We start from the raw sequence: 15,612 nt of genomic DNA on the forward strand, positions 1-15,612 counted from the left end.
GCTCAGCCTTAACGGATGAAAGCAGTGACAGACGACAAGCAGCCCGCCCCCGCCGACACGCCGATCGAGCAGCAGCTCTACGCGATCCGGCAAAAAATCCAGCCGCGCTCGGTGCATGGCGTGTTCGCCAGCTGGCGCATCGCGCTGGTGCTGCTGACCCAGGTGCTGTATTACGGCCTGCCCTGGCTGCAATGGGACAGCCGCCAGGCGGTGCTATTCGATCTGGCCGCGCGCAAGTTCTACATCTTCGGTCTGGTGTTCTGGCCGCAGGATTTCGTCTATCTCACCGGCCTTCTGATCCTCTCGGCGCTGGCGCTGTTCCTGTTCACCGCGGTGGCCGGACGGCTGTGGTGCGGCTACGCCTGCCCGCAGACCGTGTACACGGAAATCTTCATGTGGGTGGAAAACTGGCTGGAAGGCGACCACCTCGCGCGCAGGAAGCTCGACCAGTCGCCGTGGAACGCCAACAAGCTGCGCCGGCGCGGCCTCAAGCACCTGGTCTGGATGCTGATCGCGCTGTGGACCGGCTTCACCTTCGTCGGCTATTTCACCCCGATCCAGACGCTCGCCGCCGAAGTGGCGAGCGCCAGCCTCGGCCCGTGGGAGACCTTCTGGATCCTGTTCTACGGCTTCGCCACCTGGGGCAACGCCGGCTTCATGCGCGAGCAGGTGTGCAAGTACATGTGCCCCTACGCGCGCTTCCAGAGCGTGATGTTCGACTCCGACACGCTGACCGTGACCTACGACAGCTCGATCGGCGAACCGCGCGGGCCGCGCAGCAAAAAGACCGACTACAAGGCCGCCGGGCTCGGCACCTGCGTCGACTGCGAAGTCTGCGTGCAGGTCTGCCCCACCGGCATCGACATCCGTAACGGCCTGCAGTACGAATGCATCGGCTGCGCCGCCTGCATCGACGGCTGCGACCAGATCATGGACAAGATGGGCTACCCGCGCGGCCTGATCCGCTACACCACCGAGAACGTGGTGAAAGGCAACTACCCGGACAGCGGCATCCTCAAGCACGTGCTGCGCCCGCGCACCATCATCTACAGCGTGCTGCTGGCGCTGATCTCCGGCGCCTTCGTCTGGAGCCTCGCCACCCGCGTGCCGCTGCGCGTCGACGTGGTGCGCGACCGCGTGGCGCTGTCGAAGGAAACCGACGAGGGCATGATCGAGAACGTCTACCGCCTGCAACTCATCAACAAGGACGGCCGGCCGCATCGCTACACGATCGGCGCGCAGGGCATCGCCGGCCTGCAGGTGGTGGCCGCCACGCGCGAAATCGCCGCCGCGCCCCTGCAGACGGTGGACATCCCGGTCAGCCTGATCGCCGATCCTGTCGACCTGAAAGGCCGCTCGATCGAGGTGAGCTTCACGGTGCAGGCCATCGACGATCCGCGCATCCGGCAGGCCGTCGCAACCAAATTCTTCAACCGGTGAACGCCATGACGAACCCTGCCCTGCAGTCCAAACCCTGGTATCGCGAACCCTGGCCCTGGTTTCTCATCAGCCTGCCCGCCAGCGCGGTCGCCGCCGGACTCGTCACCGTGTGGATCGCGGCCACCAGCGCCGATGGCCTGGTGGTCGGCGACTACTACAAGGCCGGGCTGGCCATCAACCAGACGCTGGCGCGCGACGACGCCGCCCGCGCGCTGGCGCTGAGCGCCACCATAAAGAGTGAAAACGGCGCCCTGACGCTGGCATTGGGCGGACGCATGCAGGCGTATCCGGAGCAATTGACCCTCACCCTGGCGCACCCCACCCGCCAGGGCATGGACCGCACCCTCGTCCTGGTTCACACCGGCGGCGGCCGCTATCGCGCGGCGCTGCCCCTGCTGCCCGCCGGCAAATGGCAGGTCCAGCTGGCCGACCATGAAGCCGCCTGGCGCCTGGGCGGCGTGCTGCATATCCCGCTAGACCGGGCCGTCACGCTGGCGGCTTCCGGACCCATCGTTCATCAACCAGAGGGAGACTGAAATGGACGTCGTACTCGATTTGTTGTTTACCAGCCCGATCGGCCTGTTGAGCCTGTTCACCATCCTCTTCATCATCGGCATGGCGATCACCCTGCTGAGCTGGTACAAGCGCAAGATGAACAGCCCGGAAGAATGACCGCCGCCGCCACGAGGAGCACGCCATGCCGAAGCGCCTGATCCACATACTGTGGCCGTCCTTTCTCGTTGCCGGAGTGGCCGACATCGTCTTCACCACCCTGTTCGACCCGCTGGAAATCACCTATCGCGGCGATGCGCTGTTCGATCAGCGCATCGCCGCCTACACCGTCGGGTTCTTTATCTTCTGGCTGCTGGGCATCGCTTCCAGCGCCATGACCTGCTACTTCCAGCGCAGCGCCGACGAGATCAACCGCTGCCCGCTGCCGCCCCGCAGCCGGCCCGAGGGCTGCCCCAAGCGCGACGACGGCAGCGGCTGCTGCTGACGGCTCAGGCGGTGCGCGAATAGCGTGGCTTTTCGCCGGTGGCTTCCTTCAGGTAGCGGTCGAAGCACATGCCGATGTTGCGCAGGAACAGGCGGCCGCTGGGGGTGACGACGATCCTGTCGGCGGCGATCGTCACCAGCCCGTCGTCCGCCAGTGGACGCAGAGCGGCCAGCGCGTCGGCGAAATAGTCGCTGAACCCAATCTCCCATTCCTTGCCGAAGGCGGCGAAGTCGAGTTCCAGGTCGCACATCACGCGGGTGATGGCATCGCGCCGGATCTGGTCGTCGCGGCTGAGCTTCAGGCCGCGTTCGACCGCAAGCCCGGTCGCCGCGATGCGCTCCTCGTAGCGCTTGAGGTTCTTTTCGTTCTGCATGTACACGTCCGCCGTCTGGCTGATGCCGGACACGCCGAAGGCAAGGATGTCGCAGTCCTTGTGCGTGGTGTAGCCCTGGAAATTGCGCCACAGCGTCTTGTTCCGCTGCGCGCGCACCAGTTCGTCCTCGGGGCGGGCAAAGTGATCGAAGCCGATGTTGACGTAGCCCGCCGCCCCCAGCGCTTCGTTCACCGCCTGATGCAGGCCGAGGCGCATCGCGGAATCCGGCAGGTCGGCCTGCTGGATCAGGTTCTGGTGCTTTTTCAGCCATGGCACGTGGGCATAGGAAAACACCGCAAGGCGGTCGGGCGCCCACGCCACCACCTGTTCCAGGGTGCGGGAGAAGCTCGCCACGGTCTGCTTCGGCAGCCCCACGATCAGATCCAGGTTGATGCTGGAGAAGCCCAGCTCGCGCGACCAGTCGAGCACCTGCTGGACCAGGGCCGCGGGCTGGATGCGGTTGACCGCCTGCTGCACCGCCGGGTCCATGTCCTGCACGCCGAACGACAGGCGGTTGAAGCCGGATTCGCGCAGCGCCTCGAGGTGCGCGCGGGTCAGTTCGCGCGGATCGACCTCGCAGCTGATTTCGGCATCCGGGGCGAGGGTGAAATGCCGGCGCATCATCGCCATCAGGCGGCAGATGTCGCCGGGATTGAGATAGGTGGGCGTGCCGCCGCCCCAGTGCAGCTGGCGCGCCACCCGCGCCGGGTCGACCCGCTGCGCGGTGCGCGCCATTTCCTGGTCGAGATAGGCCAGATAGGGCTGGGTTTTGCTGTAGTCGCGCGTCGCCACCATATTGCAGCCGCAGTAGTAGCAGAGCGAATCGCAGAACGGGATATGGGCATACAGCGACAGGCCGCGATCCACCGCCGATGCCGTCAGCGCCGCGTCCCAGTCCGCCTCGCCAAAATCGGTGCGGAAATAGGGCGCGGTCGGATACGACGTGTAGCGCGGGCCAGGCACGCTGTATTTCTGTAGCAGTTCCAGTGTCGTCGACGTCATCTTGGCATCCTTAATAGGGGACTTTTTTGTCTTTTTATCATAGCCACACCCTGAAATCCAGCGCAGCGCCGGCGCCCGGCGCCTGTGCCGGGGCGGTCGGTGCCGGCCCGGTTTTGCGGTAAAGTTCGGAGCTGGCAACCTGTCGCCCATAAGGTATCACGCGCGCGTAAAACCCATGGCACCTCCAAGCCCCCTGCTGAACTTCATCCGTTTCCTGACGCTGACGCTGCTGCTCGGCGCCGCCGCCGCGCAGGCGGACGAAGCCGCCGACCTCGCGCAAAAAGTCTACGACCGTCCCAACGGCCGCGATCTCACCACGCTGGGCCGCATGGTGCTCACCGAAAAAGGCCGCGCACCGCGCATCCGCGAGCTCGTCACCTACCGCCTCGACAAGTCGGGCGGCGAAACCGCCAACCTGATCCGCTTTCTCGATCCCGAAGACATCGCGGGAACCGGGCTTCTCAGCATAGACAAGGCCGACGGCAGCAGCGACCAGTGGCTGTACCTGCCGGCGCTCGACCGGGTGCGGCGCATCTCCAGCGACCGCAAGGGCGGACGCTTTGTCGGCTCCGACCTGTATTTCGAGGACCTGCAGGAGCGCAAGCCATCCAGGGACCGCCACCGCCTGCTCGGCAGGCAGACCGAAAACGGCCTCCTGTGCGAGGTGCTCGAAAGCGTGCCGCTGGAGGCCGACGATTCGGTGTACCGGAAGCGCATCAGCTGGATCGACCCCGCCACCGCGATCCCGCAACGGGTGGATTATTTCGAAAAGGACGCCAGCACCCCCAGCAAGCGCTGGCTGCTGCGCAGCAAAAAACGCAACCAGGGCTACTGGACGATCACCGACAGCCGCATGACCGATCTGGCCAGCGGCCACGAAACCCGCCTGGTGGTCGACAGCGCGCTGTACGACCAGAAACTGCCCGCCAAACTCTTCACCTCGCAAGCCCTCGCCGACGAAAGCCTGGAATCGGAATACCGCCCATGAAAAAGCTGCTGCTGACCCTCAGTCTGTCGCTCGCCGCCCTGCCCGTTTGCGCCGCCGACGAGCTGCCGCCGCCGCGCGCCGTCTCCGCCGAGGACACGGCGGACGAGCTGCCGCCGCCACGCGCCGCCACGCGCAAACCGCGCCCGGTTGCCGCCGCGGCGGCAACACCGCAGGCCGGCATGGCCGGCGATCTGCCGCCGCCCGCCGCGCGCAGCCGCAAGCCCGCCGCGCGCGGCTTCCAGCCCACGCTCAAGGCCGGCGTCGACGACTTTCTGCTGGAAGCGGGCGGCCTGCCCGACGCCGCCGAGGCTGACACCTATTCCACCCTGCGCGCCAGTACCTACGTGCTGTGGCAGCCCAGCCGCAACTGGGAATTCCGCGCCGGCGCCCGCCTCGACGCCATGACGCAGGCCGGTGGCCGCGCCGATCACGACGAGATGCTGGCCGATTACGGCGATACCTATGTGCGCTACCGCAACGGCGATACCCGCCTGACCTTCGGCGCGCAAACCATCATCTGGGGCCGCGCCGACGAAATCCCGTTGGCCGACCGCGTCAGCCGCGCCGACCTGACGCGCTTCGTGCTGGACGACCTGCCCGACCGCCGCCGCGCGCAGCTGGCCGCGCGCTGGGAGCAGACTTTCGGCGAGTACAAGCTGGACGCGGTCTGGCTGCCGCTGTTCCGGGGCGCGCAATTGCCGGACGCCGCCAGCATCTGGAGCCCGGTCAACCGCACCAGCCGCCAGATCATCGGCATCGATCCCGCGCTCACCCCCTGGCTGAATACCGCGCGCATCGACGAGGACGAACACGGCAGCGGCGGCGGCGCCCTGCGCCTGACCCGGACCGGCAGCGCGCTCGACTTCGGCGTGACGCTGGCGCGCACCCGGCAGTCGCTGCCGTACTACCGGCTCGACCTGCCCGCCGCCACGCTCACCGCGGTGCATCCGTTCAATACCTTCGTCGGCGCCGATGTCGAACTGGTGCGCGGCGGCCTCACCTGGCGCATGGAAGCCGGCTACACCGACAACGTGCCGGTGACTCTCGCCACCACCGCGCTCGACACGACGCATTCGCTCGATTGGATCGGCGCGCTGGAATTCTTCCCCGGCGGGGCGGACACCCGCGTCAACCTGCAACTGGTGGCGCACGCGCTGCAGACCGACCGCAACATCCTCGAACTGAAGGAGTATTACGGCGCCAACGGCGAAATCGAGACCCGCTTCGGCCAGGGGCGCTGGAAAGCCGGGATGCGCTTTGCCGCCGGCTTCAACGTGAACGACGTCTATCTCAGCCCCAGGCTCAGCTATGTCGGCTGGGAGCCGCACGAGATCTACGTCGCCGCTCACTACTTCGACGGCGAAGCGCGCACCCTGGGCGGCTTCCACCAGGACCATTCGCTGATCACGCTGGGGCTGCGCAGTAAATTCTGATCGCCTGACGCCCCCATGCTGAAACCCTGGCTCAACGGCAGCCGCATGCTGCCACCCTGGCTGGCGCTGGCGATCCTGCTCGGCATCCAACTGGCGGCGCTGCCGTTTCTGCTGAAGCTACATTTCAACAACGCGCCGGACATCTATTCGCCGCCGGATTCCTCCACCATCCAGCTGCGCGAATCGCTGTTCCGGGAATTCCCCAACGACGAAGCCGTCATCGCCCTGTTCGAGGGCGACGTGCTCTACGCCCCGGCGTTTCTCGCCGCGCTCGACCGCGCCGCGCAGAAAATGGCGGCGCACCCGGCGGTCGACCGGGTGCTGACGCTGACCACGGTGGAGCACATCGACGCCACCGACGACGGCTTCGCCGTCTCGCTGCTGGTCGACCCCGACGACCTCGCCACCCGCACGCCCGCCGAATGGAAGGCCCGCGTGCTGGGCGACAGCTTCGCACCGGGGCTGCTCGCCTCGCGCGACGGCCGTGCGGTCGCCCTGGTGGTGCGCCCCAAGATCCTGAAGGAAAGCCTGGCCCGCCGCGATATCCAGATTGCGCTCGATGCCGCCATCGCCGCTGAGAAACTCACGCCCTATCACACCGCCACCGCCGGCACGGTGGCGCAGACGGTCGAGGAGCTGCGCTCGCTGTGGCGCGACAGCGCCATCTTCATCCCGCTGACCTTCGTCATCGGCATGGCATTGCTATGGTGGGTGGTGGGGCGGGTGCGCCCGATGGTGGTGGGCGGCCTGGCCATGGGCACGGTCGTGTCGGCCAGCGTCGCCGGGCTGGTGCTGTCCGGCCAGCCCTACACCCCGATCACCGCGATGATTCCCACCCTGATGGCGGCCTACACCACGGCCACGCTGCTGCATTTGTATGCCGCGATCCAGCGCGCCCGCATCGCGCTGCTGCCGCGGCCGCAACGCATCGCGCGCGCACTGAAGGAAACCTTCGTCCCCGGCCTGTTCAACGTGCTGACCACCGGCGCGGGCATGCTGAGCCTGCTGTGGGTGGACATTCCCCCGGTGCAGGCCTTCGGCCTGGCGGGCGCGGTCGGCACCCTCATCGTGTTTCTGGTGGTGTTCATCCTGGTGCCGCCGATCCTGCTGAAATGGGATACGCCGCGCTGGCCGCGCCGCCGTTCCGGCATGGCGCACGCACGCCGCATCGCGGCAGCCGTGGCCGTGTTCAGCCTGCGGCACGCAAAAGCCGTGCTGACGGTCACCGCGCTGCTGGTGCTGGCGGCCATCCCGCTGGTGATGCAGGTCAAGGTCGAATCCAACATCATCGAGTTTTTCGCGCCCGACCACGGCATCAGCCGCAGCACCGCCAGGGTGGAAAGCGCGCTTTCCGGCGTCACCGGGCTGGAAATCGTCCTCACCGGCACGGCCCGCGACAGCCTGAAGGATCCGGCGACGCTGGCGCAGATCAAGGCGCTGCAAACCTGGCTTGAACAGCAGCCGGAAGTCGACCGCAGCTTCTCCCTGATCGACGTGCTGGAGGAAATGAACCGCGCCCTCAGCGGCGAGGACCTGGGGGCGGATGCGCTGCCGACCAGCCGCAAGCTGGTCGAACAGCTGCTGCTGATCTACGACGGCAAGGACTTGTACGAGCTGGTCAACCGCGAATTCCAGCGCGCCCGCATCCCGATGGGCCTCAACGTGCACGGCGCCAACGAAATCGGCCAGGTGATCGACAGGGTGCGCGCGCACGTCGCCGCGCAGCCGATTGCGGGCGTGGAAGTCGACCTCGCGGGATACGGGCGGCTGTTCTCGGACCAGGAAGACCGCATCGTCGACGGCCAGGTCAAGAGCTTCGCTTCGGCCTTCCTGCAGATCCTGCTGCTGATGGCGCTGCTGTTCCGCTCGTTCCGCGGCGCGCTGATCTGCCTGGTGCCCAACCTGGCGCCGCTGTTCTTCATTTTCGTGGTGATGGGGACGGTGGGGATTTCGCTCGACGTCGCCACCGTCCTGATCGCCGGCGTCATCCTCGGCATCACGGTGGACGACACCATCCATCTGTATCACGGTTACCTGCACCGCATCCGCCGCGGCGTCAGCCCGGTGTTCGCCATCATCCGCAGCGTGGAGGCATCGGGCCGCGCAGTGATCGCCATTTCGATGGTGCTGATCGCGCAGTTCAGCCTGCTGGGGCTGTCCGACTTCCGCCCCACCGCCCACTTCGGCATGCTGTGCGCGGTCGGCCTGTTCGCCGGCCAGGTGTTCGAATTGCTGCTGATGCCCGCGCTGCTCGGCCTGAAATTACCGAGGCCGCGCCCCGCCGTTACGGCACGGTGAGCTTGAGCGCGCCGAATTCGTCGTTGAACAATCCCACTTCGTCGCCCGAGGCAAACTGCCAGCCTTCCATGTGGCCGAAGTCGGTGCTGGACCTGGGTTCCAGCTTGAGTTCGAAGCGCCGCGCCAGGGACAGGGTCGGGTTGCGCACGGCGAGGACCACGGTCAGATAGCGGTCGCTGGTGTTTTCGATCACCGCCACCAGCCCCTTGCCCAGCATCGACGAACGAAAACCGATCACCACCGGCAGCGCGGGCTTGGCCGTCGCCGCCGTCTGGATGTCGGTTTCCTTGTAGGCCAGCTGCGCCTTGAGCTGTTCGATTTCGCGCAGGCTGTCGGTCAACTGGTTGCGCGTTTCGATCAGGTAGCGCTCGGCTTGCTGGCGGGTTTCGATTTCCTTCGACAGCCGCCGCTTCACATCGCCCAGATCGACATTCAGCATGAAGGCATACAGCGCCAGGCCGCATGCCAGCAGCACCAGCACGACGTTGAGGCCGATGGCGACGGCGAGCCCGCGCCGCTTCGGCTGGGTGGGAGAGGCTGCGTCCCTATCCTTATCCATGCTCAGCCGGTGTTGCGCATCCCGGAGGCGATCGCATTGATCGAGCGCATCAGCGGCGTCAGCCAGCTATCCTGTTCGGACTCCCACACGCTCTCCGAGCGATAGCGTTTCAGCAGGCGCACCTGGATATGGTTGATGGGATCGATGTAGGGGCGGCGGCGCGAAAGCGACAACGCCAGCGTCGGGTTGTCTTCCAGCAGGGTCTCGATCTGCGCGACTTGCTTGACCCACTCCACCGTCAGCGCGAACTCGTCGGCAATGGCGCGGTAGATTGCCATGGTGTCGGGGTGATCGCACAGGCGCGCGTATTCCTCGGAAATTTCCATGTCGGCCTTGGTCAGCGCCATCTGCACGTTGGACAGCAGGCCGCGGAAGAACGGCCATTCGCGGTACATGATCCGCAACTGATCGAGCCCCGCCGGAGCGGACCCGATGAAGCCTTTCAGCGCAGTTCCGATGCCGTACCAGGCAGGCAGCGTATGGCGCGACTGCGCCCAGCCGAACACCCACGGAATGGCGCGAATCGACCCCAGCGAACGGTCGGCCTTCTTGCGGTGCGACGGCCGGCTGCCCATGTTGAGCAGGCCGATTTCGGTGACCGGCGTGGTCTCGTAGAAATAGTCGATGAAGCCCGGCATGCCGATCAGCGCGCGGTAGCTTTTCTCGCCGTCGGCGGCGATCCGGCTCATCCCGTCGAGGTATTCCTGCGGGTAGCGCACATCGATCTGCGCAAGCGCAGTCATACTGGCCTTGAGCAGTCCGGTGACGCCCATGCCGATCTCGTAGTTGGCGGTTTCCGGGTTGCTGTATTTGTAATACAGCATCTCGCCCTGCTCGGTGAACTTGATCTCGCCGTTGACCGTGCCCGGCGGCTGCGACAGGATCGCCTCGTGAGTCGGCCCGCCGCCGCGTCCCACCGTACCGCCGCGGCCATGGAACAGCCGGCATTCGACGCCATAGCGCCGGGTCAGCGCGATGATCGACAGTTGCGCCTGATACAGATTCCAGTTCGACGCCAGGATGCCGCCATCCTTGCACGAATCCGAATAGCCGAGCATGACTTCCTGGTGGTTGCCGTTGGCGCTGACCAGCGCACGGTAGACCTTGTTCGACAGCAGCTGGTCGAGGATGGCCTGGCTGCGCTGCAGGTCGTCCACCGTCTCGAACAGGGGGGCGACCTGGATGCGGCAGAACCAGTCGCGGCCGTTGTGGCCGCACAGGCCTACCAGCCGTGCCAGCAGCATCACTTCCATCACGTGGGACGCGCTGTGCGTCATCGAAATCACGTAGGTGCCGAAGACCTCGCCGCCCACTTCGGCCTGCAGCTTGACCATGCGCCGGAACACCGCGAGCGCTTCGCGCGCCTCGTCGTCCAGCACGCCGTCGTCCACCTCGATCGGATCGATGTGACCGATCCAGGCGGCGAGGCGCTGCAGCCGCTCGGTCTCGTTCGCAGCCAGGTAATCGAAATCGGGGTCGATCTGCCGCAATAGCGCAGCCACCGTGCGCGTATGCACGGTCGACTCCTGGCGAATGTCGAGCTGCAGCAGGTGAAAACCGAAGCTTTCGACCAGCCGGATCAGCGCCTGCAGGTCCTGCATGGCGACGATGCGGTCGCCATGGCTGATCAGCGAATCGCGCACCAGGCAGAGGTCGGCGAGGAAGGCGGCGGCGTTCTCGTACGCCAGGTGCGAAGTGAAGCTCGGCACGTCGGCCAGGCACTGGTGGACGTAGGACAGGTTGGCGTCCAGCCGCGCCAGCATCATCGCCGCCATGCGGCGGTAGGGCTCGCGGCTGTAAATCTGCACCGCGGTGCCGCGGAACACCTGCTCGCCGAACTCGGCCTCGTATTCCGACAGCCGCTCCAGGAACAGGGCGGAAGGCGTGCACCAGCCGCTGCTGTGGGTCAGCGTCTGGCGCAGTTCCAGCACCCGCGAACGGTATTCTTCGAGTGCGGCCAGCATCTGCTTATGCACCGTCCATTCGGTGACGTCTGCGGTCACGAACGGGTTGCCGTCACGGTCGCCGCCGATCCACGAGCCGAAACGGATGAAGCTCGGCACGCGGACGGTGGCGGTGCCGTCGGCATTCACGCCGTAATGCTTGCGCAGCGCCTTCTCGAAGAAGGCATACGCCTTCGGCACCGCCTCGAACAGGCTTTCCCGCACGTAGTAGAGGCCGTTGCGCACTTCGTCGCGCACCTCGAGCTTGGCGCTGCGCAGTTCGTCGGTACGCCACCCCACCTGGATCTCGGCGGCCAGCTGCGCTTCCAGTTCGCGGCGGTCGTTCACCCCCAGGGTGGGGCTGTACAGCTCGTCGCAGATCAGGAATATCCGGCGCATGCCTTCCATCACCGCACGACGGCGCGCTTCGGTGGGATGCGCGGTGAACACCGGCGCGTAGTGCAGACGGTTGACCATCTCCTGCAGCGTGGCGACCGGCATATCCTGCGCCTTGAGGTCCGCCACGGTGCGGTCGAACGAGCCTTCCCACAGCGTCATGCCGTGCGACAGCATGCGGCGGCGGTTGCGGTGGGCGAAGCTTTCCTCCGCCACGTTGACCAGCTTGAAATAGCTGGAGAAGGCACGCACCACCAGTTCCACCTTGGCGGCGGGCATGGCGTCGATCATCGCCATCAACTCGGTGCGGCGCTGCTGGTCTTCCTGCTGGTGCAATTCGGCGAAACCGCGGCGCAGGGTTTCCACCGCCTCGAACACGTCTTCGCCGGCAAACTGCAGCAACACTTGGCCGAGCAAGGTGCCCAGCAGCTTGACCTGCGCGCGCAGGTGGTCATCCGTCAGGAGATTTTCGGGTGCATTCATGGCTGGAAAATTGAGCCCGGCACAGCGGGATTCATGCGACAAAGCCCATTATTTTCGCATAGTCGGCGCACATCACCCAACCGCGCGCCGCGCGTTGCGGAACAGCCGCAGCCACGGGGCGGCATCGCTCATGCCGTCCGGTTTCCACGACAGCTGCGCGGCGCGGAACACGCGTTCCGGGTGCGGCATCAGAATGCTGAAGCGGCCGTCCGCGGTGGTGAAGCCGGTCAGCCCGCCGGCCGAACCGTTGGGGTTCAGCGGATAAGTCTCGGCCGGCGCCCCCCGGTGATCGACGTAGCGCAGCGTGGGACGTGCCTGCGCAGCGTGCGCAGGGTCGCGGAACTGCACCCGGCCTTCGCCGTGCGACACCACGATCGGCATCACCGAACCCGCCATGTCGGCAAAGAACAGCGACGGCGACGCCAGCACCTCGACCAGCGCAAAGCGCGCCTCGAACTGTTCCGACAGGTTGCGCTCGAAACGCGGCCAGGCGTCCGCGCCCGGGATCAGGTCGTGCAGCTGGCTCATCATCTGGCAGCCGTTGCATACGCCGAGGGCGAAGGTGTCGGCACGCCCGAAAAACGCCGCGAACTGGTCGCGCGCGCGCGGATTGAACAGGATCGATTTGGCCCAGCCGCCGCCCGCGCCCAGCACGTCGCCGTAGCTGAAGCCGCCGCACGCGGCCAGTCCGGTGAAGTCGCCGAGGCTGACCCGGCCGGCGAGGATGTCGCTCATGTGCACATCCACTGCGGCGAAGCCCGCGGCGTCGAACGCGGCGGCCATCTCGACCTGGCCGTTGACGCCCTGTTCGCGCAGTACCGCCACCCGCGGGCGCTTGCCGGTGGCGATGAAGGGCGCGGCGACGTCGGCGTCGACGTCGAAGCTCGGCGCATAACGCAGGCCCGGATCGGCAGCATCGGCATGGCGCGCGAACTCCTGTTCGGCGCACGCCGGGTTGTCGCGCAGCTTCGCCATTTCGTAGCTGGTGCGCGCCCAGGCGCATTGCAGGTCGGCGCGCGCCTCGTCCAGGATCACCCTGTCCTCGCGCAGCACCCGCACGCGATCGAGCGCATTGGGCTGGCCGATGACATAAAACTCGCCGCGCAGGCCGGCGTCGATGAAGGCCTGCATCACCGTCTGCGTATCGGTGCGGCGGATCTGCAGCACGGCGCCGGCTTCCTCGTTGAACAGCACGTTGAAAATGCGCGCCGAATAGCCCGGCTCGCCCAGTTTTTCCGGTTCCGGCCGCCCTTCGTCCTCGACTTCGTGGCGGATCTGGTCGAGGCACAGCTCGTCGATGTCGAGGTCCACGCCGCAATGACCGGCAAACGCCATTTCGCACAGTGCGGCGAACAGGCCGCCGTCGGAGCGGTCGTGATAGGCCAGCAGCCTGCCTGCCGCATTCAACGCCTGCAGCGTATCGAAGAAGGCGGCGAGCGCCGCCGCATGCGGCGCATCCGGGCAACAGTCGCCCACCTGCTTGTAGGCCTGCGCGAAGCTCGACGCGCCGAGGCGGTTCTTGCCCAGCCCCAGGTCGATCAGGACGAGGTCGGACTCGCCGGCATCGCTGCGCAGTTGCGGCGTGAGGTGTGCGCCGGCATCGGAGGTATTGGCAAACGCCGAGATCACCAGCGAAATCGGCGAGGTCACCGCCTTCTTCTCGCCGTCGGCCTGCCACACGGTTTTCATGCTCATCGAATCCTTGCCGACCGGGATGGAAATCCCCAGGGCCTGGCAATAATTCGAAACCGCCGCCACGGTGTCGAACAGAGCGGCATCCTCGCCCGGGTGGCCGGCGGGGGCCATCCAGTTGGCCGACAATTTCACCTCGCCCAGCCCGGCGACGCGCGCAGCGGCCAGGTTGGTGATCGCCTCGGCGACCGCCATGCGCCCCGACGCTGGCGCATCGATCAGCGCCAGCGGCGCTTTCTCGCCGATGGAAAACACCTCGCCCAGCGTGGTGCGGTAGCCCGCCAGCGTGATCGCGCAGTCGGCGACGGGAATCTGCCACGGCCCCACGCACTGGTCGCGCGCGGTCAGCCCGCCGACGCTGCGGTCGCCGATGGAAATCAGAAACATCTTCGACGCCACCCCCGGCATCGCCAGCACGCGGTAGACCGCGTCCTTCAGATCGATGCCATCGAGCGCCAGCGGCGCGGGCACGGCAGCCTGATGCGCGACATCGCGCGTCATCTTCGGCGGCTTGCCGAGGATCACATCCAGGCTCACGTCCACCGGCGCGTTCTGGAAATGGCTGTCGGTCACCAGCAGGTGGTGGTCTTCGGTGGCTTCGCCCAGCACCGCAAACGGGCAGCGCTCGCGCTCGCACATCGCGCGGAATTCGTCGAGGCGATTTGGCGGGATCGCCAGCACGTAGCGTTCCTGCGCCTCGTTGCACCAGATCTCGCGCGGCGACATGCCGGATTCCTCCGACGGCGCGGCGCGCAGTTCGAAGCGGCCGCCGCGGCCGCCGCCGTGCACCAGCTCGGGCAGCGCGTTCGACAGGCCGCCGGCGCCGACGTCGTGGATCGACAGGATCGGGTTCTTGTCGCCGAGCTGCCAGCAGCGGTCGATCACTTCCTGCGCGCGCCGCTCCATCTCGGGGTTGCCGCGCTGCACCGAGTCGAAGTCGAGGTCGGCGGCGTTGGCGCCGGTGTCCATCGACGAGGCGGCGCCGCCGCCCAGCCCGATCAGCATGCCGGGGCCGCCCAGCTGGATCAGCAGCGTGCCGACCGGCAGCATTTTCTTCTCGACGTGGTCGGCGCGGATGCTGCCGACGCCGCCCGCCAGCATGATGGGCTTGTGGTAACCGCGCCGCTGCTCCGCCACGGTCTCTTCGAAGGTACGGAAATAGCCGGCCAGGTTGGGACGGCCGAATTCGTTGTTGAACGCCGCCGCGCCGATCGGGCCTTCGAGCATGATCGCGAGCGGCGTGACGATGCGCGCCGGCTTGCCGTAGGCGCCGGCTTCCCACGGCTGCTCGAAGCCGGGAATGTTGAGGTTGGAAACCGAGAAGCCGGCGAGGCCGGCCTTGGGCTTGGAGCCGATGCCGGTCGCGCCCTCGTCGCGGATTTCGCCGCCGCTGCCGGTGGCGGCGCCGGGGAAAGGCGAGATCGCGGTCGGATGGTTGTGCGTTTCCACCTTCATCAGCACGTGGGTGAGTTCGCTGCTGTAAGCGTAGCTGCCGTCGGCGCGCGGGTAGAAGCGATCGATCTGCGCCCCCTCGATCACCGACGAGTTGTCGGAATACGCCACCACCGTGCCCGCGGGATGCGCTGCGTGGGTGTCGCGGATCATGCCGAACAGCGACTTGGCCTGTGCCGCGCCGTCGATCACCCAGGCGGCGTTGAAGATCTTGTGGCGGCAGTGCTCGGAGTTGGCCTGCGCGAACATCATCAGTTCGACGTCGGTGGGGTTGCGCCCGATGCGGGTGAAGTTGTCGACCAGGTATTCGACTTCGTCGTCCGACAGAGCCAGGCCGAGATCGCGGTTGGCGGCCTCCAGCGCGGCACGGCCGCCCGCCATCACGTCGATGGCGGTCAATTCGCGTGGCGGCACGTGCTGGAACAGCAGCTGCGCGGCTTCCAGCGAGTCCATCACGGCTTCCGTCATGCGGTCGTGCAGCAGCGGCAGCAGCGCCGCCAGCGCCTGCCCCGAAAGCGCGTCGCCCTGCGGATCACACAAGCGATAGGCCACCCCG

Annotated in this window: 11 protein-coding genes; 7 read left to right on the forward strand and 4 right to left on the reverse strand. The window is 66.8% G+C overall.

Annotation, left to right across the window (positions count from 1 at the left end; translation table 11 throughout):
- The first annotated feature begins 15 nt into the window (after positions 1–15).
- The 4 genes from ccoG to BGO62_RS00915 are packed head-to-tail and all read left to right on the forward strand — an operon-like array spanning position 16 to position 2,437.
- Positions 16–1,440 (forward strand): cytochrome c oxidase accessory protein CcoG, encoded by a 1,425-nt coding sequence (ccoG, locus tag BGO62_RS00900; protein WP_296638636.1) that lies wholly within the window; start codon positions 16–18, stop codon positions 1,438–1,440.
- Positions 1,441–1,445: 5 nt separating this feature from the next.
- Positions 1,446–1,976 carry a FixH family protein gene (locus BGO62_RS00905; protein ID WP_296638638.1) on the forward strand — a complete coding sequence of 177 codons (531 nt, stop codon included), beginning with the start codon at positions 1,446–1,448 and terminating at the stop codon, positions 1,974–1,976.
- Position 1,977: 1 nt separating this feature from the next.
- Positions 1,978–2,112 (forward strand): DUF3149 domain-containing protein, encoded by a 135-nt coding sequence (locus BGO62_RS00910; RefSeq protein ID WP_296638642.1) that lies wholly within the window; start codon positions 1,978–1,980, stop codon positions 2,110–2,112.
- A gap of 25 nt (positions 2,113–2,137) precedes the next feature.
- Positions 2,138–2,437, forward strand: coding sequence for a hypothetical protein (locus BGO62_RS00915; protein ID WP_296638645.1), 300 nt, complete (start codon positions 2,138–2,140; stop codon positions 2,435–2,437).
- Between the two features lie 4 nt (positions 2,438–2,441).
- On the opposite strand, the gene hemN is transcribed toward BGO62_RS00915, so the two are convergent.
- Positions 2,442–3,812, reverse strand: coding sequence for an oxygen-independent coproporphyrinogen III oxidase (gene hemN / locus BGO62_RS00920; protein ID WP_296638648.1), 1,371 nt, complete (start codon positions 3,810–3,812; stop codon positions 2,442–2,444).
- A 175-nt stretch (positions 3,813–3,987) separates the two neighbouring features.
- Between hemN and BGO62_RS00925 the strand changes: the two genes are divergently transcribed.
- Genes BGO62_RS00925 through BGO62_RS00935 form a run of 3 tightly spaced genes read left to right on the forward strand, consistent with a single transcriptional unit; the run spans position 3,988 to position 8,531 of the window.
- Positions 3,988–4,800: an outer membrane lipoprotein-sorting protein gene (locus tag BGO62_RS00925; protein WP_296638650.1), complete on the forward strand. Its 813-nt coding sequence runs from the start codon at positions 3,988–3,990 to the stop codon at positions 4,798–4,800.
- Positions 4,797–6,233, forward strand: a complete 1,437-nt coding sequence (locus BGO62_RS00930) for a DUF1302 family protein (protein WP_296638653.1) — start codon at positions 4,797–4,799, stop codon at positions 6,231–6,233. Before BGO62_RS00925 ends, BGO62_RS00930 begins: the two co-directional genes overlap by 4 nt.
- A 15-nt stretch (positions 6,234–6,248) precedes the next feature.
- Positions 6,249–8,531, forward strand: coding sequence for an MMPL family transporter (locus tag BGO62_RS00935; RefSeq protein WP_296638656.1), 2,283 nt, complete (start codon positions 6,249–6,251; stop codon positions 8,529–8,531).
- On the opposite strand, the gene BGO62_RS00940 is transcribed toward BGO62_RS00935, so the two are convergent.
- The 3 genes from BGO62_RS00940 to purL form a co-directional block, all read right to left on the reverse strand.
- Positions 8,518–9,090 carry a hypothetical protein gene (locus BGO62_RS00940; protein WP_296638659.1) on the reverse strand — a complete coding sequence of 191 codons (573 nt, stop codon included), beginning with the start codon at positions 9,088–9,090 and terminating at the stop codon, positions 8,518–8,520. The two genes, BGO62_RS00935 and BGO62_RS00940, sit on opposite strands and share 14 nt — an antisense overlap.
- A gap of 2 nt (positions 9,091–9,092) precedes the next feature.
- On the reverse strand, positions 9,093–11,912 hold the full coding sequence (ppc, locus tag BGO62_RS00945; RefSeq protein ID WP_296638662.1) for a phosphoenolpyruvate carboxylase: 2,820 nt from the start codon (positions 11,910–11,912) through the stop codon (positions 9,093–9,095).
- Positions 11,913–11,984: 72 nt separating this feature from the next.
- Positions 11,985–15,612: phosphoribosylformylglycinamidine synthase (purL, locus tag BGO62_RS00950; protein WP_296638667.1), on the reverse strand; the 3,628-nt coding region annotated here is incomplete at its 5' end.

This window comes from Thiobacillus sp. 65-1402 (assembly GCF_001897685.1).
Lineage (GTDB): Bacteria > Pseudomonadota > Gammaproteobacteria > Burkholderiales > Thiobacillaceae > Thiobacillus.

Coding starts and splice junctions, on each gene's coding strand:
- ccoG (WP_296638636.1), top strand. CDS start 16: ATGAAAGCAGTGACAGACGACAAGCAGCCCGCCCCCGCCGACACGCCG.
- BGO62_RS00905 (WP_296638638.1), top strand. CDS start 1,446: ATGACGAACCCTGCCCTGCAGTCCAAACCCTGGTATCGCGAACCCTGG.
- BGO62_RS00910 (WP_296638642.1), top strand. CDS start 1,978: ATGGACGTCGTACTCGATTTGTTGTTTACCAGCCCGATCGGCCTGTTG.
- BGO62_RS00915 (WP_296638645.1), top strand. CDS start 2,138: ATGCCGAAGCGCCTGATCCACATACTGTGGCCGTCCTTTCTCGTTGCC.
- hemN (WP_296638648.1), bottom strand. CDS start 3,812: ATGACGTCGACGACACTGGAACTGCTACAGAAATACAGCGTGCCTGGC.
- BGO62_RS00925 (WP_296638650.1), top strand. CDS start 3,988: ATGGCACCTCCAAGCCCCCTGCTGAACTTCATCCGTTTCCTGACGCTG.
- BGO62_RS00930 (WP_296638653.1), top strand. CDS start 4,797: ATGAAAAAGCTGCTGCTGACCCTCAGTCTGTCGCTCGCCGCCCTGCCC.
- BGO62_RS00935 (WP_296638656.1), top strand. CDS start 6,249: ATGCTGAAACCCTGGCTCAACGGCAGCCGCATGCTGCCACCCTGGCTG.
- BGO62_RS00940 (WP_296638659.1), bottom strand. CDS start 9,090: ATGGATAAGGATAGGGACGCAGCCTCTCCCACCCAGCCGAAGCGGCGC.
- ppc (WP_296638662.1), bottom strand. CDS start 11,912: ATGAATGCACCCGAAAATCTCCTGACGGATGACCACCTGCGCGCGCAG.